The organism is Coleofasciculus sp. H7-2 (assembly GCF_042747725.1).
In the GTDB taxonomy this organism is placed as follows: Bacteria; Cyanobacteriota; Cyanobacteriia; order Cyanobacteriales; family FACHB-T130; genus FACHB-T130.
Genome location: NZ_JBHZGO010000001.1, coordinates 1 through 19,174 on the forward strand (window position 1 = coordinate 1; position 19,174 = coordinate 19,174).

Consider the following 19,174-nt stretch of genomic DNA (forward strand, 5'->3'; position numbering starts at 1 on the left):
CCGCGCGCTGCTGGCCGAGCTCGCGCTCCACCCTGGCGCGCGCCTGGCTGAGGGTGAGGCCGCCAAAGGTGCCGGTAAGATAATTCGCCGCGCGCTGCAGCGCCGCGGGGTCCATGCCGGGCAGCTCCTATATCCGGATAAATTTTAAGTTGGTACATTAAAGTCAGGACTTACGCAAATAGCACCACATAGTAAGGGCAACCACAGGGGGATTGAACCGACAAGAACGCTATATGTATAAGCTTTGCGTAAGTCCTGAAAGTTACAAGGCGCGAATGCTTCACCCTCAACCTGAGAACCCAAGCTGGGGCTTATGGGTAATGCATAGCCGATTCCGGAAAGGGGATGGGGGTTAGGATTGTTAGCTGCAAAATGTGTATTTCCCCGACTTCCGACTTCCCATTTCTTATTCCAATTTTCAAGACGATTGATGACGCCGATCGGATTCAGGTTCAGGTTCAGCTTCTGGTTCTTTCGCTTCTGCTAAAGGTTTGACGACTCGCGCGATCGCTTCTTGCACAAATGTCTTGATAAACTCATCCCGGCGATTTAGCTGAAACTGTCGCTGTACAACTTCAGTAATTCCACCATCGCCCCAATCTTGATCGTGACGGAAGTATTCAATAAAACTCTTTCCAGCAATTCGAGTCAAATAAGCGGCGGTAATGCCTTGAATGACCTTACCAATGGGATAGGCGGCGATACTCAGTTGGAGGACTCTAGAAAGCAATTCAATTGCTCCTTGGACAATTCCCAAACTAGCGAGAGTTTTACCCAAAGAAAGCGCTAATTCGCGCCCTCGATCCATATTCAGCTCGCAACCGTAAATTCTGCCAATTTCTACAACCATTTGGGCATTTACAGCGGCGGTTGCTAGCAAATCCACCACTGGCAGGGGCGTCACGGTGATGACACCCGCACCAATCCACTGAAAACGTTCTACCACCTTCTCCGCTTGGCGTCGGCGCTGAGCATCCAGCAGGCGTCGCGCTTCGTCTCCCAGTCGCTGAGATTGAAGTAGGATATTGTCAGCGACTAAGTCTTCCCCTTCGGCTCTGAGAACCACCGCCATGCGGCGAATTAAGGGCATCACATCGGGTTCGGGTTGGAAGGTTTCGCCACTTTCCAACTCGGCTGGCTGGGGATTCGCGGCGATCGCTACAACATCGGCGGTGGCGATAAATCCGCGCACTCGTTCCCGCAGACGCGCCAGAATCGTTTCCTTATCTGTGTCTGTATAAAGATCGGTTTTGTTGAGGATCAGCAGCGATCGCTTGCCAATCTCTGCCAAGGTTCGCAGCGGGTTATACTCCGACTGCCGCAAGTCATTATCTACCACAAATAACAACAAATCCGCTTCAGTCGCCAATTGCCGTGCCAGTTGCTCTCGCTGCGTTCCCGCCACCCCTGCTTCTAAAATTCCTGGCGTATCGGTAATCAGAATTTGCCGATTTAACCCTTTCAACTTGAGAACGTAAGTTTCCCCCACCTCAGTGGTTCCCATTGGCGCGTCTACCCGTCCCACCATGCGCCCAATCAGCGCATTCACCAAAGAAGTCTTGCCAGCGGAACCCGTGCCAAATACGACGACTAACAGTTCCCCACGCGCCAAGTTTGCTTCAATTTCGCGCGATCGCTCCAGTAATGCCTGCCGCGACACCTCATCCTGAATCTGTGCCACTTGCTGCCGCACTGCTTTGAGGGTTTCTGAAGCCGCCTCTGTCTTCGCTTCTGGGATTTTCGGCTGTCTGCGGCGTTGCCGCGAACCTTTTGCAGTCCCCTGAAGAACCATTACATAGTAGATAAATCCACCGATTAGCACCCCCAGCAGGGCAATCAGCAACAAAAGCAGCAGATTTCCCAGCAAAGGTGCGGTAAAAGAAATTTGGATATACAGCCGATATAGAGAATTAATCAGCCACAGCATCAGCCCCAGAATTACACTGAGGCCAACGATCAGCGTTAATAAGCGCGACAGGGGCATGAATAGGATTGTGGTAAGGAGATGCTTCTAATCTTAATCTCCCTCTCATTGTCTGCTATCAGCAACAGGCAAGAGATGCTTCCACAAACAAAGTAGAGCCTGTTGCCGTGGTTTTTCTCCTCTTAGATTAGGACTTACGCAAAGCTTATACATATAGCGTTTTTTCGGGTTCAATCCCCTGTGGTTGCCCCAGATGTGATGATGTTGCGTAAGTCCTGAGATGATAGAGTTGAAGCGTCTTTCTGGGTGAATTTTAAAAAGTATAAATTATAATACAAAATAGCTTTTAAACTTATCCTCCACCGGATAGATCGATGATCTCTGAGCCAAACATCAGCAAGCCTCAGATACGCTTACGCAGTGCCTTCCCCCACCCAGCAAGTATCTCAGGCTGGCTCAGCCGGGTAACACGCCGTTTCAGTGTTAGCCAAAAGATTAGTTATGGATATGGGCTGACCCTGGGCATTGCCATTTTAGGGACGGCTGCCGGATTTATGATTGGAGATTACTACCAACAACCGGCTACGAAGTTGCATGAATATAGCAACCAAGAACTAAACCTTCTCCATCGCTTGCAAAATGGTGTACTACAGGCACGTACACACCAACAACAGCTGATTCCGCTAGCAGAGAAGCCGGAATTGTTTCAAAAAGAATACTCCCATTTTCTGGAGCATACCACTGAAATTAGGCACGTATTGTCTGAAATCAAATCTTATACAAACAGCGCCATTTATAAACGCGAGGTAGCGGTTCATGTACACGCTGACGGGATACCCAGTTTTCTGCAAACTTACGAAAACGTACCAGAAACCTACTTCCGGCAGTTAGACAAATTAGTACTGAACATTGCTCCGTCTCGTTTAAAGGCAGAGAAGATTCAGGAAGCACAAAAACTACTTTTAAATTTCACGAATGGTTCTGTAGCGCTCAAATTTGATGACCTCTCAGACAACTTAACTGAAATCATTTATGGCTCTTATCAGGATGTTCAGCAGGCAGAACTTGCCTTGATTGCTGCGGAAACAATTCGATTTCAAATCATTGTCGCTAGCATTTTGTTGTCAATTGCGATCGCTATCCTTTTAGCCATCTACACTTCTCGCGCCATCGTCCGTCCCCTCAAAGCTGCAACCAATGTAGCGCAGCGGGCTACTCAAGAATCTAATTTTGAACTGCAAGTGCCGATTACAACTGAAGATGAAGTGGGAATGTTGGCAACCTCCCTCAATCAGCTCATCCACCAGGTGGGGCACCTTTTGAAAGAACAAAAAGCAGACAGCGAGTTGCGGCTGATCCAGAGTGAGAAAATGTCTAGCTTGGGACGAATGCTTGCCGGAGTTGCCCATGAAATCAATAATCCGGTTAACTTCATCTATGGCAACTTGGCTCATGCTGGTGACTACGTTGAGGAACTTCTAGCATTACTAGAAACTTACCAAGCTGAAATTCCCAATCCTCCTGAAGCGATTCAAATTCAAGCAGAGGAAATCGATATCGATTTTCTTAAACAAGACCTGCCCAAAGTTCTGCAATCGATGAAAGTCGGTTCTGACCGAGTTCGACAAATTGTTCTAAGTTTAAAAGATTTCTCTCGCCTGGACGATCCACAACCCAACTCTGTAGATTTGCACGCCTGTCTTGATAGTACCCTGCTGATTCTGAATAATCGGATTAAAAACAATATCGAAATTGTTCAAAACTACGGCGACATCCCAGCCATTGAAGGTTACACAGGCTTGCTTTATCAGGTATTTATGAATCTACTAAGCAATGCTATTGATGCTTTAGAAGAGACAAAAGAGTTTGGGAAAATTGTCATTTCCACAGAACGCCTCAACAAGGACACAGTTGGGGTGCGGATTGCTGACAACGGTTCTGGTATTGCACCCGAACATCAGGAGAAAATCTTTGATGCCTTTTTTACCACGAAACCGAGAGGCATTGGTACGGGCTTGGGTCTAGCGATCAGCCGTCAGATTATCGTAGAGAAACATGGCGGTAGATTTAGCTGCAAATCTTCAGTAGGGGTGGGTACAGAGTTAGCGATCGCTCTACCCATCAAACATCAAGTCGGTGTCGCATCAACATCAACTACAAAAATTCTCTGCTAATAGCTAGAGGCGAACTACAGCCTAAAAGTGAGACATTTTGTTCAAGTTATCAGAGTAAAAAGAGTTATGGGACTTTTCGAGCAAATTATCAATGCCCTAGACAGTCCAGATCGCGCTGCGACTCCCGGACAGATGGATAATATTTTTGGCACTGTGCAGCAGGTCAGCAATAATTATGGTGCCGATCCCTCAACAGTGCAATCTGCAATGTCCCTTGTGGGTAACTACGTGCGCTCTGCTCTACAACAGAAGCAAGCTACCGAAGGCACCGAACAAGCGCAAGCTCTTGTCAATCAATATAGCGGCAGTTCTCCCAATCCTCAAGCCGTGGATGCTCTTTTTGGTTTTTCTCAAGTGCCGCAAATCGTGCAAGCAATTGCTCAAAGGACAGGCTTGAATCCGGCGATGATTCAACAGATGTTGCCGGTTCTCGTTCCCCTCGTGTTAAATCTCCTAAAAACTGGCTCCAGCGCTCAAAATCCCCAAGGGTCGAATCCAGTTTTAAGTGCTTTCTTAGATGCTGACCGCGATGGCGATGTCGATATTGCTGATGCGATGCAATTAGCGGCTCGCCATCTGGGTCGTTAGAAGTTAAGTGTAGGTTGGGTAGAGCGCCAGCGGATACTGTTGGCGAATGGGCTACGAACACGATTACGCAGAGGTGACAAATGCTGAAGCCATTGAGATTTCGTTGCCTCTCAAAGTATGCAGTACGTTTGTAGGAAGCTTTGTATACTATCGCCAACAGTATCAGCGTAAGTGAAACCCAACAAAGCTCACCAGAGCTGGGTTTCGTGACCTCAAAGGGAGCCTACAAATCTGGAGAAATATTACTGAATGGCTTGAGGACGCAGGATACAAAACTCAGTCTCCTTTTCAGTATCAAGCGACTAATTGCGTACCTGTAGACATCTTAGGCAAAATAGCTAATGTAAAGATTGAAAAAGATAAAATTAGAATTGAAATTGACCTGCAACCAGCAAATTTGTCAATACCAACATCATTATCTTCAGAACTTCCAATACAAAAGCTAAGTTCAGGAGAAGATACGGTTAATTCGGATATTGTAAAACTATTAACGACAAAGCAGAGTAAGGCGTTGGAAATGGTGCGTTAGGCGATCGCTCACGCACACTACTAAACTAAAAAGATAGAAGTATAACCAATCGAGATTTGACCTATGACCCCCACAGTATCAGATAAAGTACGTTGGACAACTGCCGACTTAGAGTTATTTCCTAATGATGGCAAGCGTTATGAGATTATTGATGGAGAGTTATTTGTGACCAGAGCGCCTCATTGGAGACATCAAAATGTTGCTGATAATGTCTGTGGAGAGTTGAAAATTTGGTCGCTAGAAACGGGATTGGGAGATGCGGCGACGACTCCTGGAGTCATCTTTACGGATGCAGACAATGTGATTCCTGATGTGGTTTGGGCGAGTAAGGAACGTCTGGCAGAATTATTGGATGAGGCGGGACATCTGACTGGTGCGCCGGAGTTGGTAGTAGAAGTGTTGTCACCAGGGGAGGATCGGGAAAGACGCGATCGCCAACTTAAACTAAAACTCTATTCAGCTCAAGGAGTGCGGGACTATTGGATTTTTGCTCGCGAAAAGCAACAGGTGGAAGTTTATCGACGGGAAAATGGGGTTTTGAAACAGGTTGCAACTTTGTTCAAGGAAGATAATTTAACCAGTCCTCTTTTACCTGGGTTTAGTTGTTCCGTTGAGCGTTTGTTTAGGTAGCGATCGCTCCTTCGTCACACGATGCGCTACTCAAAAAGTCAAGTCCGCAGCACATAGCCAACACCGCGCACGGTTTGAATCAGACGCTTCTCGTTATTTTCTTCCAGTTTTAAACGGAGGTAGCGAATATAAACTTCGATGATATTGGAATCGCCCATAAAGTCGTAGCCCCAGACTTGCTCTAAAATGCGATCGCGCGTAATCACTTGGCGAGGATGGGCAAGTAAATGTTCTAGTAAATCGAATTCTTTCGCCGTTAATTCAATTGCGCGATCGCCTCGATAAACTTCCCGTGTCTGTCGATTCAAACTTAAGTCTTCAAATTGTAAGAGATCCGGATTTTCTTCGTGAGTTCGTCGCAAGTGAGCGCGGACTCTCGCTAATAATTCTTCAATGCTGAATGGTTTAACAACATAGTCATCTGCTCCGGCATCTAAACCAGCCACGCGATCGCTGACTTCATCTTTTGCAGTTAATAAAATAATCGGGACTTTATTTCCGGTTGTCCGCAGGCGGCGACAGAGTTCCAATCCCGATAATCCAGGCAGCATCCAGTCTAAAATCACTAGCTCCGGATTGGATTCTCGCGCTGTTGTCAGCCCCGATAAGCCGTCGTGAGCTACGCTGACTTGGTATCCTTCATAGGTCAATTCTAATTCGATAAATCGAGCCAGTTTGACTTCATCTTCCACCAACAAGATATGTGCTGTCATAAGTAGGGGCTTTCGCATTCGCGTATAAAAATTGACGGTTTACCAAAAATCTATCTGCACGAATGCGAAAGCCCTTACAGCTCTAACTCTTTGCTTAATTAAGGTGCGGGTAAGATGACTGTAAAAACGCTACCTTCACCGAGTTTTGATCTCACTGTGACGCTCCCATCCATGCCCTCAATCAGGGTTTTAACGATCGATAAACCCAAACCAGCACCACCAGTTGAACGTGCCCTAGCTTCATCCACGCGGTAGAAGCGCTCAAAGATCAGGGCTTGTTGTTGCAGAGGAATGCCACAACCCTTGTCGCAAACTTGGATAGTTACATTGTCGCGCGTTTGAGCTAATTTTATGGTGACAGGTTCGTTGGGTTCAGAATATTTTAAGGCATTATCGATTAAGTTGAGCAGTACTTGTTTAAGACGGTTGCGATCGCTTCTAATTTCAATTGGGTAGGAACTTGCCTCAATTATCGTTTCTCGACTGCTAAATTGCTGTGCCATTCCTACCACCTCTGCCACCAAATCGTTTAGAACCAGGTTTTCCAAATGGAAATGCATATAACCACTATCCGCTCGTGCCAAATCGAGTAAATCTTGCAATAGGCGGATCGTGCTATCTGTCTCAGAAGCCGCAATTCCCAGCGCTTCTTGCTGTGCTTCTGTTAAATTGGTACTTCGTCGCAAGGTACTTTGGAGATAGCCATAAACAATCGTTAAAGGTGTCCGCAATTCATGGGAAACATTACTGACAAATTGCCGTTGCTGTTCCCAAGCTTGCGACAAGCGAGACAACATCATGTTGAAGGTATTGGCTAGTTCCTTAACTTCGCTGGGAGCCTGCTCAAGATGCAGTTGTGCTTGCCCTAAATCTTCTACCGAGATGACTTGAGTCATTTGGCTCATTTGTCGCAATGGTTGAAGCGATCGCTTGATATAGATAGCAATTACTATCGTAATTGTCATAATTGCTACGATATAAGCAATTCCCATGCTACGAATCACCGCTTCAAACATTGTTTGTTCGCTAGTGATATCCTGTGCCACGTAAACATTACCGATTTTTGCGCCCTTCACGATTAAAGGGGTACCAGAAATCACTAAATAGCGTTGGTTAATCTGATAAATTTCGGGTTTGATCGTCATTCCCGACAGGGACAGCAATTGGGCAGAAGTGTCGTTACCTTGCCAAGGTGGCGCAACCAGCGTTATAGATTTAGCAGGGATTTCACCATTAGGATAAGTCACCCAGATTAGTAAATTTGGCGTGGTGCGGTTATCAATTGCCTTTTGCAGTCCAGCCTCTACAGGTATCATTTCACTGTAGAGTTTGACATCCTGTGGAAAACGCTTTGCAATCTGCTGAATGTTTTGCTTAGGGGAACTAATCAAAAGTTGCTGCATTTTCCAACTCGTCCAAATAGCAACGCTACTGATTCCGAAGATCGAAACAGCCGTAATCCCTACGGTTAGGCGAAACTGAAGTGAAAATGGATCGATTTTCTGCTTGATTTTGTTAATTACCTGTTGATAGCTCCTTATAAATGACATGAATTACAAGTTTTAGCGATCTTCAGACTCTACTGACTTCCAGCTTAACTATAAATTATGAGAAAATCCTGAGATTGCTATAAAAGAGTCAGGCAAAATTGCAAGTATTATATCTCTGTTGATGTACGGTTTAATTCTTGTAGAGGTAGGTTTGATAGCCAGATACATAATTCCTACCTAAAATTGGGATAAACCCGCCCTCCGCCGCGTAGGAAAGAAGAATGTGTTAATTCTCTTGCGATCGCCGATCGAAAAAGCGCTGGTTAGTTTTACAATGAATTGGCGAAATCTGATAGCTCAAACTCAAAAAATCAATGAAACCCTCTCTGAAGCTTCCTCAAAAGATTATGCTGCTTGGTTCGGGAGAACTCGGCAAAGAATTTGTCATTGCGGCTCAACGTCTGGGCAACTATGTGATTGCAGTGGATCGCTATCATAATGCTCCAGCGATGCAAGTTGCTGATGAATTTGAAGTAATTTCTATGCTCAGTGCCGATGACTTGGAAGCCGTCGTGCAAAAACATCAGCCAAATTTAATTATTCCAGAAATTGAAGCGATTAGGACGGAGAAACTGATTGAATTTGAAAACAGAGGATTTACAGTTATTCCGACTGCCACTGCTACCCATTATACGATGAATCGAGACCGGATTAGGGAACTCGCCCATCAACAGTTAGGAATTAGAACTGCTAAATATGCTTATGCAACAACGCTGAAAGAATTTATGGAAGTTTCCGATATAATTGGATTTCCAAATGTAGTAAAACCTGTGATGTCATCCTCTGGAAAAGGTCAATCAGTTGTCAATTCGCTCGATGAGGTTGAAGCGGCATGGAAGTATGCGATTGAAGGTTCTAGAGGAGATACTCAAAAAATTATTGTCGAAGAGTTTATTCCCTTTGAATTAGAAATAACTTTGCTAACAATTAAGCAGTGGAATGCTCCGACCATTTTCTGTCCTCCTATCGGTCATCGTCAAGAAAGGGGCGATTATCAAGAATCGTGGCAACCAGCAGCAATGCCAGAAAAACTGCTTTTGGAAGCACAGGCGATCGCGCAAAAAGTTACCGATGCTTTGGGAGGCGCTGGCATCTTCGGCGTAGAGTTTTTTATTACCAAAGATTCCGTAATTTTTTCCGAACTTTCTCCCAGACCTCATGATACGGGAATGGTGACATTAATTTCTCAAAATTTGAATGAATTTGAATTGCATCTAAGAGCGGTTTTAGGCTTGCCAATTCCTAAAATAGAACTATTAGGGGCTTCAGCGAGTGCAGTAATTCTGGCAAGTAAGCATTCAAATTCGATCGCTTTTATGGAAGTGCAAGAAGCTTTGTCTGAACCTGATGTAGACATCCGGTTATTTGGCAAGCCAAATTCTCGCCCTAACCGCAGAATGGGAGTCGCTTTGGCGAAAGCAAGTAATGTCCAAGAGGCGCGGGATAAAGCGACTAAAGCCGCTAGCAAAATTAAAATCGTTAATCAAGACGATGATTATTGACGCTTGATTACCCTTAGATCCCCCCAACCCCCCTTAAAAAGGGAGACTATGATAAAATTTCACTCTTTTACAAGGGGTATAGGGGGTATAAAATATGTCGTATTTATGAGAATCATATTAATAGAGGAGTTAGTCAGATTGAACGATTCGATCTTTTCTGATATTCAAAACCATTGGGCGCAAGAGTGTATCAAACAACTGCAAGCGCGAAATCTGATTAGCGGCTATCCAGATGGTAGCTTTCGTCCAAATGCACAGGTGACGAGGGCGGAGTTTGCGGCGCTGATACGAAAGGCGTTTCCCAATGCCGTCCCGATTCGGAATGCAATTAACTTTGTGGATGTGCCTTCAAATCATTGGGCTTATCAGGCGATTCAAGTTGTTTATCGGGCGGGTTTTTTGTCTGGCTATCCAGATCGCACATTTAAGCCAAGTCAGCCAATTCCGCGAGTGCAAGCTTTTGTAGCTTTGGTATCGGGGTTGAAGTATGGCGCTACGACAAATCCCAGCGAGACATTAAAAAAGTATTTTGAGGATGCGGCGCAGATTCCTAATTATGCAATTGGAGCGATCGCTTCTGCAATCGAAAAATATCTTGTCGTCAATTATCCCCATGTCCGACGCTTCAACCCCAATCAGAATGCCACCAGAGGCGAGATTGCGGCTTTGATTTGTCGCGCTTTGGGCATTTCTGGCGTGCCGTTGCAGTATATTCCGGGGATGGAATTTGTGGTTATTGGGTTGCAATTTGATGAAGCTGAAGCTTTTTCGGAAGGATTGGCACGAGTCAAAATTGCTGACAAGTGGGGTTATATCGATAAAACAGGTAAACTCGTAATCTCGCCACAATTTGATGAAGCAGATGCTTTTTCTGAAGGAGTGGCACTGATTAGACAATACGCGCCAAAGAGGCAGTAATGGAAACTCGCGGTGTCTGGATTACCACAACAGATAGCAAAGTTCTGAATTCTCGGCAAAACATTGCTGCGGCGATGGATTTTCTCGCTCAAACTGGGTTCAATGTAGTCTTTCCGGTTATTTGGAATAATGCCTTTACGCTATATCCCAGTAAAGTGATGCAAGACAATTTTGGAGTCGAAATTGATCCGCGATATAGCGATCGCGATCCCTTAGCTGAAATGGTAATTGAGGCACGTCGAGTTGGACTTGCGGTGATTCCCTGGTTTGAATACGGATTCGCCTCTTCTTACAATCAAAATGGCGGACATATTCTAGCGAAAAAACCTGATTGGGCTGCCCGCGACAGCAGCGGGAATTTAGTTAAAAAGAACAGTTTCGAGTGGATGAATGCCCTTGATTCTGAAGTACAAGAATTCTTACTAAATTTGGTGCTAGAAGTTGTTAAAAATTACGATATCAGCGGCATTCAAGGGGATGATCGAATGCCTGCACTTCCAAGTGTTGCGGGCTACGATCGACGAACAAGCGATCGCTACTTTCAGCAATTCTTCCAAAATCCTCCGCAAAACCCGAAAGATCCGCAATGGCTTCAGTGGCGTGCGGATATTCTCACCGATTTCTTAACTCGCCTCTACCAAGAAGTGATTAATATTAAGCCAGAATTGCTGATTTCACTGGCACCGAGTCCCCACGGTTGGGCACTTCAGGAATATCTGCAAGATCCCAAAGCTTGGAGCGATCGCGGGTTGGTTGATATGATACATCCACAGTTGTATCGCCGCGATTTCTTTAGTTACAAACAACTGGTTGATAGTCTTGTCGCCCAGCAATTTACCGCCGAACAGCTACCAACGCTGATGCCCGGTATTTTACTAAAAGTAGGGGGATATCGCATCAGCGCCGACTACTTGTTGCAGGCGATCGCTTACAATCGCTTTTGTGGCATCCAAGGCGAAGTTTTCTTCTTCTACGAAGGTCTGCGAGAAGACAACGACGCCTTAGCCAAAGCCTTGCGTTCTGGCCCTTACGCCCAGCCTGCACCATTTAATCCCTCACAATTAAAACAGCTTGGCTTTACCAGTCGGAGAATTGGCGGCAAATATAGCTATATCGACACTACAGGAAAAAGTGTGAGCCAGCCGCAATTTGACTGGGTGGATTCCTTTAATAGCGGGCTGGCGCGAGTCAAAATGGGCTATAAGTGGAGCTATATTGACAAAACGGGTAAACTTGTCAGTCGATTCCAATTTGATAGTGCGAAACCTGTTCAAGAAGAGTTAGCACTGATAAAAATTGATAACAAATATGGTTATCTTGACACGAAGGGAAATCTTTTAATCTTACTGCGAGTAGATGATGCAGAATCTTTTTCGGAAGGATATGCACCTGTCAAGATAGATGGCAAATGGGGTTACATTGATAAGACGTGGAACCTCAAAATCCCCTATCAATTTGATAGCGCTGATAGCTTTTCGGGAGGGATGGCACGTATCGGTGTTGGCGGCAAATATGGTTATATTGACACGACGGGAAAGCTGGTAATGCTGCCGCAATTTGAGGATGCTAAGGCTTTTTCAGAAGAATTAGCAGCGGTAAAAATTGCTGGAAAATGGGAATATATCGATAAAACTGGGCAGGTCGTAATTTTGCCGCAATTTGAGGATGCTGAGTCTTTTTTAGAAGGGCTAGCGGCAGTCAAAATTGCTGGCAAGTGGGGCTATATTAACAAGACAGGTAAACTTGTCATTCCCACAGAATTTGACAACGCTCAACCCTTTTCCCAAGGATTGGCGCTGGTTAATATTGGTGGATCGTGGCGTTCAAGCGGTGAGAATGGCGAATGGTCTTTCAGCGGCGGGAAGTGGGGCTACATTCGGAATGTGCTGTCTTGAAGGGCTGAGGGTTGTAGGAGTGGAGTTTTTCTGCCTTTACTTAGTTGCGGGTGGCAAACGCGATCGCACAGATTGAGCAAAGTCCTCGCGTCCAATTTCCAACTGTGGTGGAACGCCGTTGGGATAGGTTTGAGAGATTACAGCCTGTAGTTTTTGAATTCGGTTCTCAGGGTTGGGGTGGGTGCTGAAAAACTCCGGGGATTGACCGCCACTCCTGGCACTAGCAAGGATCTGCATCACTTCGACGCTGGCTTTAGGGTTGTAGCCAGCTGCCGTCATAAACTGAACGCCAAGGCGATCGCTTTCTAGTTCATCCTCACGTCCGTAACGCAGATTGACAATCTGGTTCACTGCCTGGGCAATCACTTGCGCCTGCCGACCGCCACCCTGGTCGTCACTCGCCGCGACTCCAACTGCTGTCACCAGTGCTGCACCGAGTTGCTGCTTTGCCAAACGTTCCGCCGCGTGCCGTCCCACAACGTGCCCGACCTCGTGCCCCAGCACAGACGCCAGTTGAGCTTGGGATGAGAGACGACGCAGCAAACCCGCAGTAATGAAAATTTGTCCTCCCGGCAAGGCGAACGCATTAATCGTTTGAGGGTCGCGCAGCAGATGAAATTCAAACGGATAGCCGGAAGTCTTCGCCTTTGACTCCTGCACTACCTCATTTCCTACTTTGTCAATATAGTTTTGTAGCGCCGGATCTGGATACAGACCGCCAAATTTTGCCGCCATTTGCGATCGCGCTTGCAGTCCCAGGACGACTTCCTCCTTTGGCGAAAGTTGCACCCGTTGCTTTTCCCCAGTCACCGGGTTCTCCACCGTCGTAGTGCAGTAACTAATTAACCCAAATAGCATAAGTAACAGTGCAATTCCCAGCCGGATCAGCGCTCTCACTGCTTGTTCTCCCGATTTATCGTCAGGAGGTTATCATACTGCTCGATAATCTAACATCAGTCTGAAGGATACTTTATTAAGTCGTCTTGTAGGGTAGAGGTGGTTTTAGAGCTTAGACCCAAGCGCCTGTTTTCTCTCTGCCCCAATGTTAAATATTATTAATTTAATCCCTTTTTTAGCGCAATCAATGAGGAATTAGCGCTGTGGGAACCTGGACGTGAAAAAAATGCGGTTTGCCTATCTCTTGAGGTAAAGACAGTTATATCGTGTGGCAGATGGGATTGCTTGGTTTGAACTGTTAATCTGTAATTGTAAACAAGGGACTATAAGGAATCAGAATCATGAATATTATTGCTTGGATTGTTTTAGGTCTGATTGCTGGTGCGATTGCTAAAGCTATTTATCCGGGTCATCAAGGCGGTGGTATTCTTGGAACTCTTGTTCTAGGAGTCATTGGAGCCTTCGTTGGCGGGACTTTGGGAACTTTTCTGCAAACGGGAACTCTACAACTAACGGCTGCCAGCTTGAGTATTCCCGGAATCATTGTCGCTGTTTTAGGCGCAATTATTGCAGTATTCCTGTGGAACTTCTTCAGCCGTCGCGCCGCTTAAGTAGCGCTACATCTGCCACATCCTTCGACCGATTCAAATTGCTCAATCTGCGATCGCAGCTCTTGGGCAACCGATTAATTTTCAAGGAAGTCAGAATTGCGTTGTAGTAGACAGCATCTAAGTAGTATACGCCTCGTCAGTAGGGGGGTATCCGATACTCCCCTGCGCTTCCAATGCCATTAAATCAAAGAAGGCGATCGCTTGGCCCAAGATTGATGGTTTTTTATGGAAATATGACACTTTAGAAATTCTCAATCTGGCTGTACAAAGTTACTTCATAGCTTTGGAACAACTTCCAGTTGATGCATCTACCATTAGTATACAAGTTCAAGATAAAAATTTAAGCTCGCAACCGCAGGCTTCAACTCTAGCCCCGCGGACTATTCGTAACCTTGCTCCTCCCCATAGCCTTTATAATAGTAAAATTCGTCTCTTGTCCTGCTTTTGCGTAAGTCCTGATTAAGGCTAATGGTGTACCTGCGTACGCCAAGTTCGGGAAATTCTTAGTGCCTAGTGCTTAAGCCAATCACATTAGTTGTTGAGGATGGGAAGACCGTTGGAGTCCAGTAAGCTTACCCCACGCATAGAATGCGGGGGATGAAAGCCCTAGCCTATAACTTGCACTAAAGAACAAGCCAGTACCGAGCGTTCGGGAAGACTTACAAGCGCTCCCCCAAGACTAGAAATATTAATTGCACCGTTCACGCTCAGCGTCACCATGCCAATTACACGCCTGGTTAACACATACATTTGAAAGATTTGCCATTACGGTTGCCAATCACTCCGCAAGAATGGCACGATTTGGACGTATAAGCAGGAGGAACAAGCATAACTTCAACACCAACAGCCAAAGCTTTGTAGTTAATCAAAGTCCTCAGATCAAAGAATGCCCACAAGTTAGACAGTCTACGTTCCTTTTTGCTTCTTGTCGATTATTAGTTCGCTCACGTATCCCACTCAAATCTTCCATCGCCATAGCAGACGAGAGTTGCCAATGCTCTCTTGAGCCAGCTGCTTGAAGAAAGACGTGGTTGGTATGGCGCTGGAATCGTCTCTACGAAGCCCGATAGCCGTTTCAAAAGTCTTCGGCAATTACGCCTTGTACTCCTTGTGCCTTTCGTAGCCTTTTGTTGGATAGACGCTCTCAGCTTCGCATAATGGTTGCGAACATCGGTTATTTGTTTCCCGCTAAACTTGTCTCCAACACTAGTAACCGCAATATCAGTGCTACCCAAGTCAACGCCAAGCACATTTTTGATTCGATGCGGCTCTGGTGCTTCCTCTTATAACTTGAATGTTGATAAAATATTCGCCCTGACGCTATTTAAACAACGTTGCACTGGTCGGAATTTTATCCTTAAGTTTGCCAATTTGATAGTTACCAAGCTTGAGTTTAATATGCTCCCGACCACCAACAAGAGTCAGGCTAACAGACTGCTCTTTCTCCCTATAAGCAAAAATTCGCGCATCGTAGTCGGCGCTAGCAGGCTTAAATACCTTGACTTCTTGTTTGTCTTTAAGCGCAGTCTTCCGATTGCCAGCAACCCGATTAACTGCCCTAACCGCAAGATTGGCAGAAAGCCCAAATTGTTGTCTGACTTGAGCGTAGACAAGAGTTTGAATCCTGACGTTGTTTGTCAGTTTTGCGTCAACGTTCTGATTGATGTAGTTGCAAGCATCTGCTCTCCGCCTGAAGGGTTGCCTGAATCATGTCCGCCTGTTCAGGCGTTGGTTGAAGTTTGCAGCTAAGAGTCAGGATGCTTTTCATCCCTTCAGGATATCACTACAATGAAACAAAATATTTACAGGCGGTTTTAACCGCTAATCGCTTACCTCCCCATGTCGCGCATCCAGGGGCTTCCGCTCGCTTTTTGGTGAAAAGTGATTTTATTCCCTAGCTCCTCACCAGTCACACTCTTAGTTGAACTGCCAGTTCCATAAGCTTATCTGCTTCCAGATAACAATGACAGTCTGGTTTTTCTAAAAGCGATTCTGCTAAAGCATTCAGAGCCACTGCTGCTAATAGTCCGCCCCCCAAAGTTCCATCAATCGTGAGGTATGGGACATTAAGGCGTGTTAAGCGTCGCTTGGCTGTGGGGGCGTGGCTAAATCCAATCGGCATCCCAATAACGAGAGCCGGTTGAATCAATTTTTGCTCAATTGCTGCACAAACTGACATTAATACAGATGGTGCATATCCAATTGCCAGCACACATCCACTTTCAAGCTGATGCAATCGTTCTTTCCAGATGCGCTCGTGCCAGAATGCTTGTTCGGCATCGGCTGCATCGGTAATATGGGGGTCATCAATTAAGGTTTTAACTCGACATCCCAAATGTGCCAGCCTAGTTTGGTCAAAAGCCGCAACGATGGCTGGCACATCTCCTACAATCTGACACCCAGCGTTGAGTGTATTACGGGCAGCCGCGATCGCACCCTGACTCACGCGTACAAACTGCACCAAACTGACATCCCCACAAGCTAATACCAGTTTAGAAAGCAAGTCTACTTCAATTTCAGAACGGTTAGATAAATCTGGCAAAAGTCGTTGTAATGATTCCTGAAACTCTTCCGGGTGAGCGTCGGCTTTTGCATCCAAACCAGACATGAGCTTTTCAATTTCTCCTAACCCATTTTTGGTTTCAATTTCCAATAGCCTTAGCTGAGCTAGAGCTTCTGCTTGGATAGCCAGACATTCGCGATCGCGTCCTAACAATCCTTCCAACGCTGATGCCGTTTGTCGCAGCCGTACCAACTGTTGCATCACAGACTGATATTGCTGTTGCAATTGAGTTATCAGCGTACTGCCTGCTGCTTCCGACTCGGTTTCTAGTAACTGGCGGATGTGCGACAGATGGAACCCTTGCTGCTTCAGTGCGACAATCAGCCGCAGCCGTTGCACATCGGCTTGGGTATACAGCCGATAGTTGGCATCATTGCGTTGAGCAGGTGGCAGCAGCCCCACAGTGTGATAATGCCGCACCATTCGGGGAGTAATACCCCCCCCTACCATATCTGCGAGTTCCTTAATAGTCAAAAGCTTGCTCACTATGCCTCTATTTAAATTTATAAAACCCTTGACATTGACACTAATGTAAATGTTTAGTATGGAAAAGTCTTTATATCCCCCTGGGGGGCATCTGATGCCTCAGAAATCATAAGCAAATTTAGGAAAACCGATGAATGCTTTTTCGCAGCCTCAGAAATCCCGTGTTTGCGCGGCTCTACGCGGCTCAAACCACCAGTTTATTGGGAGATGCACTTACCTGGGTTGGTTTAGCTCTCCTCGCCTTTGAGTTAGCTGGACAGAAATCAGCAATTGTGCTGTCAGGGGCGCTAACATTGCGCGTCACAGCTTTTGTGTTGCTCTCTCCCTTAGCGGGTGCGATCGCCGACCGCATTGATCGCAAGATGATCCTAGTTACAACTCACGTTATCCGTATGCTAATTGTCAGCCTGTTGCCCTTTGTGACAAAGGTTTGGCAAATCTACGCCCTAATATTTGCCCTCAACGTCTTCAATGCTTTCTTTACGCCGACTTACCAAGCCACAATTCCCCTAGTCACAGGTCAGAATGATTACCCGCAAGCGATCGCACTTTCGGCTGCGACTTTCCAACTGCTAGGGGTACTCGGTCCCGGTATAGCTGGCAGCGTCGCCGCACTGATTGGGGCAAGACAGGTTTTCTTCCTAGATGCCCTAACTTTCCTAGTCGCGGCAGTATTAATCTTCACTTTACCAGGTCAGTTAAGAGTTCAGCCAAGTCTATCCAACTCAGCGACAAAGGGCAGGACGTGGCGAGACATCAAAAACGGTACAACCCGCCTATTCACTGATGCTCCAATTCGCTATGCACTGGCGATGCAGTTAGTTGCATCCATAGCTGGAGCGCAAATCCTGGTAAATACTGTCGGCTACGTCCAGGGAACGCTAAAACTGGGAAATATGCAATACGGCTGGGTAATGGCTGCTTTTGGAATCGGCGCGACTATTTCAGCAGTGGCTTTCGGTGCTATAAGTAGACGCTTGGCGCGGACAACATTTGTACTGCTTGGTGCGGCTCTTGTAACTTTAGCTTTATTGCCTGCAAGCTATGTAGGTCTACCACTGCTGATGATTCTGTGGTTGGTGGCAGGTATGGGGCAAAACTTCGTAAATTTACCCACTCAAACCTTGATTGCAGACCGCATTCCATCTGATGCCCAAGGACGAGTTTACGGCGCACACTTTGCCTGGAGTCACTTGTGGTGGGCAGTTTCCTACCCGCTGGCTGGTTGGCTGGGAAGTAACTTTAGCGATCGCGAATTTCTCTACGGTAGCTTGATTGGCTTAATGTTGCTGGTGGTGGTACAACTTACCCTCTCACCCCAGGATTATGAACATGAGCATGAAAGCATTTGGCATGAACATGAACACATCCATGATGAACATCATCAGCATGAGCATCACCAGGGAATCCCGATAGGGGAACCTCACACCCATCCCCATGAACACTTACCCATGCGCCACTCTCACCTCTATTTTGTTGATCTTCACCACTATTCAAGATAGCGAACCAGACTTTTACTTAAGCCGATCCGATTATTTTTGAGTTATGTGAAATAGTGTGCGATCGCCTGGCAATTCGACTAGAGGAACAAACGCAACAGTTAGCAGAACTCAAAAACTTGCGAGAGCGTTAGATTAGGTAACGCTAATGTCATCAACGCAGATTTTTGGACTGGGGCTGATTTGGAACAGAAAACGGACGATTGGGCAATTTATTTCGCCACAGCAACCAGGGAATACTGAGAAATCCCAAGATCATTACTACTGCACTGATGATCCAAATAATCAAACGATTGGCTTTATAATCACCTCGTTCAATTTGCCAAAAAACTTGGTTGTACCGCCATGTACCTAAAGCAATTGTCACAATTCCAAAGATTACCAAAGAAATACCTAGATTTTCGGAGCTAAATAAAGGATTTATCGCAGGCTCCTGTTGAGTGAGCGTAACATTAAGTTGGCGTAGAAATATACCAAATCGAGCGATCGCAAAACCAAAGCCAATCAATGCAATAGAAGTGCGTAGCCAAGCGAGAAAGGTACGTTCGTTGGCTTGATGCTCCCGTTGACGGTCAATTTTCGGTGTGTTATTCATACAATTACCAGTAAAATAACCCCACTATCAGCACATCTAACAGTATGCGGTTGCAACAAGTATGAACACCTAATCTATCAAACTATTCGGCAGATAGGGG

The 19,174-nt window shown here is 45.9% G+C and carries 16 protein-coding genes and 1 pseudogene; 9 read left to right on the plus strand and 8 right to left on the minus strand.

What is annotated here, in order from left to right; all coding sequences use genetic code 11:
• Positions 1 to 418: 418 nt before the first annotated feature.
• Positions 419 to 1,984, minus strand: a complete 1,566-nt coding sequence (locus ACFW2W_RS00005; RefSeq protein WP_378171729.1) for a YcjF family protein — start codon at positions 1,982 to 1,984, stop codon at positions 419 to 421.
• Positions 1,985 to 2,298: 314 nt separating this feature from the next.
• On the opposite strand from ACFW2W_RS00005, the gene ACFW2W_RS00010 reads away from it, so the two are divergent.
• From ACFW2W_RS00010 to ACFW2W_RS00020, 3 genes are all read left to right on the plus strand, one after another.
• The gene (locus ACFW2W_RS00010) at positions 2,299 to 4,098 is read left to right on the plus strand and encodes a sensor histidine kinase (RefSeq protein WP_378171731.1); all 1,800 of its coding nucleotides are present in this window, start codon (positions 2,299 to 2,301) and stop codon (positions 4,096 to 4,098) included.
• Between the two features lie 66 nt (positions 4,099 to 4,164).
• Positions 4,165 to 4,686, plus strand: coding sequence for a DUF937 domain-containing protein (locus ACFW2W_RS00015; protein ID WP_378171733.1), 522 nt, complete (start codon positions 4,165 to 4,167; stop codon positions 4,684 to 4,686).
• 592 nt (positions 4,687 to 5,278) lie between these two features.
• Positions 5,279 to 5,845: a Uma2 family endonuclease gene (locus ACFW2W_RS00020; RefSeq protein WP_378171734.1), complete on the plus strand. Its 567-nt coding sequence runs from the start codon at positions 5,279 to 5,281 to the stop codon at positions 5,843 to 5,845.
• Between the two features lie 38 nt (positions 5,846 to 5,883).
• Here the strand turns inward: ACFW2W_RS00020 and ACFW2W_RS00025 are convergent, their stop codons facing one another.
• Together ACFW2W_RS00025 and ACFW2W_RS00030 are read right to left on the minus strand one after the other, a co-directional pair.
• The gene (locus ACFW2W_RS00025) at positions 5,884 to 6,558 is read right to left on the minus strand and encodes a response regulator transcription factor (RefSeq protein WP_378171735.1); all 675 of its coding nucleotides are present in this window, start codon (positions 6,556 to 6,558) and stop codon (positions 5,884 to 5,886) included.
• Positions 6,559 to 6,656: 98 nt separating this feature from the next.
• Positions 6,657 to 8,108: a sensor histidine kinase gene (locus ACFW2W_RS00030; RefSeq protein WP_378171737.1), complete on the minus strand. Its 1,452-nt coding sequence runs from the start codon at positions 8,106 to 8,108 to the stop codon at positions 6,657 to 6,659.
• Positions 8,109 to 8,422: 314 nt separating this feature from the next.
• Here ACFW2W_RS00030 and purT point away from each other — a divergent pair, with 314 nt between their 5' ends.
• The 3 genes from purT (at position 8,423) to ACFW2W_RS00045 (ending at position 12,423) form a co-directional block, all read left to right on the plus strand.
• Positions 8,423 to 9,610, plus strand: a complete 1,188-nt coding sequence (gene purT, locus ACFW2W_RS00035; protein WP_378171739.1) for a formate-dependent phosphoribosylglycinamide formyltransferase — start codon at positions 8,423 to 8,425, stop codon at positions 9,608 to 9,610.
• 138 nt (positions 9,611 to 9,748) lie between these two features.
• Positions 9,749 to 10,528: an S-layer homology domain-containing protein gene (locus ACFW2W_RS00040; protein ID WP_378171741.1), complete on the plus strand. Its 780-nt coding sequence runs from the start codon at positions 9,749 to 9,751 to the stop codon at positions 10,526 to 10,528.
• Positions 10,528 to 12,423 (plus strand): WG repeat-containing protein, encoded by a 1,896-nt coding sequence (locus tag ACFW2W_RS00045; protein WP_378171743.1) that lies wholly within the window; start codon positions 10,528 to 10,530, stop codon positions 12,421 to 12,423. The genes ACFW2W_RS00040 and ACFW2W_RS00045 overlap by 1 nt, the downstream gene beginning before the upstream one ends.
• Positions 12,424 to 12,459: 36 nt before the next feature.
• Here the strand turns inward: ACFW2W_RS00045 and ACFW2W_RS00050 are convergent, their stop codons facing one another.
• Positions 12,460 to 13,281: a M48 family metalloprotease gene (locus ACFW2W_RS00050; RefSeq protein ID WP_378171836.1), complete on the minus strand. Its 822-nt coding sequence runs from the start codon at positions 13,279 to 13,281 to the stop codon at positions 12,460 to 12,462.
• Positions 13,282 to 13,661: 380 nt separating this feature from the next.
• Here ACFW2W_RS00050 and ACFW2W_RS00055 point away from each other — a divergent pair, with 380 nt between their 5' ends.
• Positions 13,662 to 13,931: a GlsB/YeaQ/YmgE family stress response membrane protein gene (locus ACFW2W_RS00055; RefSeq protein ID WP_378171745.1), complete on the plus strand. Its 270-nt coding sequence runs from the start codon at positions 13,662 to 13,664 to the stop codon at positions 13,929 to 13,931.
• Between the two features lie 606 nt (positions 13,932 to 14,537).
• Here ACFW2W_RS00055 and ACFW2W_RS00060 read toward each other — a convergent pair.
• The 3 genes from ACFW2W_RS00060 to ACFW2W_RS00070 all read right to left on the minus strand — a co-directional run bounded on the left by ACFW2W_RS00060 (position 14,538) and on the right by ACFW2W_RS00070 (position 16,983).
• A complete protein-coding gene (locus ACFW2W_RS00060) occupies positions 14,538 to 14,675 on the minus strand; it encodes a hypothetical protein (RefSeq protein WP_378171746.1) in 138 nt (45 codons plus the stop codon).
• Complete coding sequence (locus ACFW2W_RS00065; RefSeq protein WP_378171748.1) at positions 14,669 to 14,761, minus strand: zinc ribbon domain-containing protein; 93 nt, start codon at positions 14,759 to 14,761, stop codon at positions 14,669 to 14,671. Before ACFW2W_RS00065 ends, ACFW2W_RS00060 begins: the two co-directional genes overlap by 7 nt.
• 1,079 nt (positions 14,762 to 15,840) lie before the next feature.
• On the minus strand, positions 15,841 to 16,983 hold the full coding sequence (locus ACFW2W_RS00070; protein WP_378171837.1) for a precorrin-8X methylmutase: 1,143 nt from the start codon (positions 16,981 to 16,983) through the stop codon (positions 15,841 to 15,843).
• Positions 16,984 to 17,114: 131 nt separating this feature from the next.
• Here ACFW2W_RS00070 and ACFW2W_RS00075 point away from each other — a divergent pair, with 131 nt between their 5' ends.
• Positions 17,115 to 18,482 (plus strand): MFS transporter, encoded by a 1,368-nt coding sequence (locus ACFW2W_RS00075; protein WP_378171750.1) that lies wholly within the window; start codon positions 17,115 to 17,117, stop codon positions 18,480 to 18,482.
• Positions 18,483 to 18,505: 23 nt separating this feature from the next.
• Positions 18,506 to 18,613 (plus strand): annotated as a pseudogene (locus ACFW2W_RS00080) (transcriptional regulator); the annotation flags it as partial.
• Between the two features lie 20 nt (positions 18,614 to 18,633).
• Here ACFW2W_RS00080 and ACFW2W_RS00085 read toward each other — a convergent pair.
• Positions 18,634 to 19,074, minus strand: a complete 441-nt coding sequence (locus tag ACFW2W_RS00085) for a YidH family protein (RefSeq protein WP_378171752.1) — start codon at positions 19,072 to 19,074, stop codon at positions 18,634 to 18,636.
• Positions 19,075 to 19,174 lie beyond the last annotated feature (100 nt).

Coding starts and splice junctions, on each gene's coding strand:
- ACFW2W_RS00005 (WP_378171729.1), bottom strand. CDS start 1,984: ATGCCCCTGTCGCGCTTATTAACGCTGATCGTTGGCCTCAGTGTAATT.
- ACFW2W_RS00010 (WP_378171731.1), top strand. CDS start 2,299: ATGATCTCTGAGCCAAACATCAGCAAGCCTCAGATACGCTTACGCAGT.
- ACFW2W_RS00015 (WP_378171733.1), top strand. CDS start 4,165: ATGGGACTTTTCGAGCAAATTATCAATGCCCTAGACAGTCCAGATCGC.
- ACFW2W_RS00020 (WP_378171734.1), top strand. CDS start 5,279: ATGACCCCCACAGTATCAGATAAAGTACGTTGGACAACTGCCGACTTA.
- ACFW2W_RS00025 (WP_378171735.1), bottom strand. CDS start 6,558: ATGACAGCACATATCTTGTTGGTGGAAGATGAAGTCAAACTGGCTCGA.
- ACFW2W_RS00030 (WP_378171737.1), bottom strand. CDS start 8,108: ATGTCATTTATAAGGAGCTATCAACAGGTAATTAACAAAATCAAGCAG.
- purT (WP_378171739.1), top strand. CDS start 8,423: ATGAAACCCTCTCTGAAGCTTCCTCAAAAGATTATGCTGCTTGGTTCG.
- ACFW2W_RS00045 (WP_378171743.1), top strand. CDS start 10,528: ATGGAAACTCGCGGTGTCTGGATTACCACAACAGATAGCAAAGTTCTG.
- ACFW2W_RS00050 (WP_378171836.1), bottom strand. CDS start 13,281: ATGCTATTTGGGTTAATTAGTTACTGCACTACGACGGTGGAGAACCCG.
- ACFW2W_RS00055 (WP_378171745.1), top strand. CDS start 13,662: ATGAATATTATTGCTTGGATTGTTTTAGGTCTGATTGCTGGTGCGATT.
- ACFW2W_RS00065 (WP_378171748.1), bottom strand. CDS start 14,761: ATGCTTGTTCCTCCTGCTTATACGTCCAAATCGTGCCATTCTTGCGGA.
- ACFW2W_RS00075 (WP_378171750.1), top strand. CDS start 17,115: ATGCTTTTTCGCAGCCTCAGAAATCCCGTGTTTGCGCGGCTCTACGCG.
- ACFW2W_RS00085 (WP_378171752.1), bottom strand. CDS start 19,074: ATGAATAACACACCGAAAATTGACCGTCAACGGGAGCATCAAGCCAAC.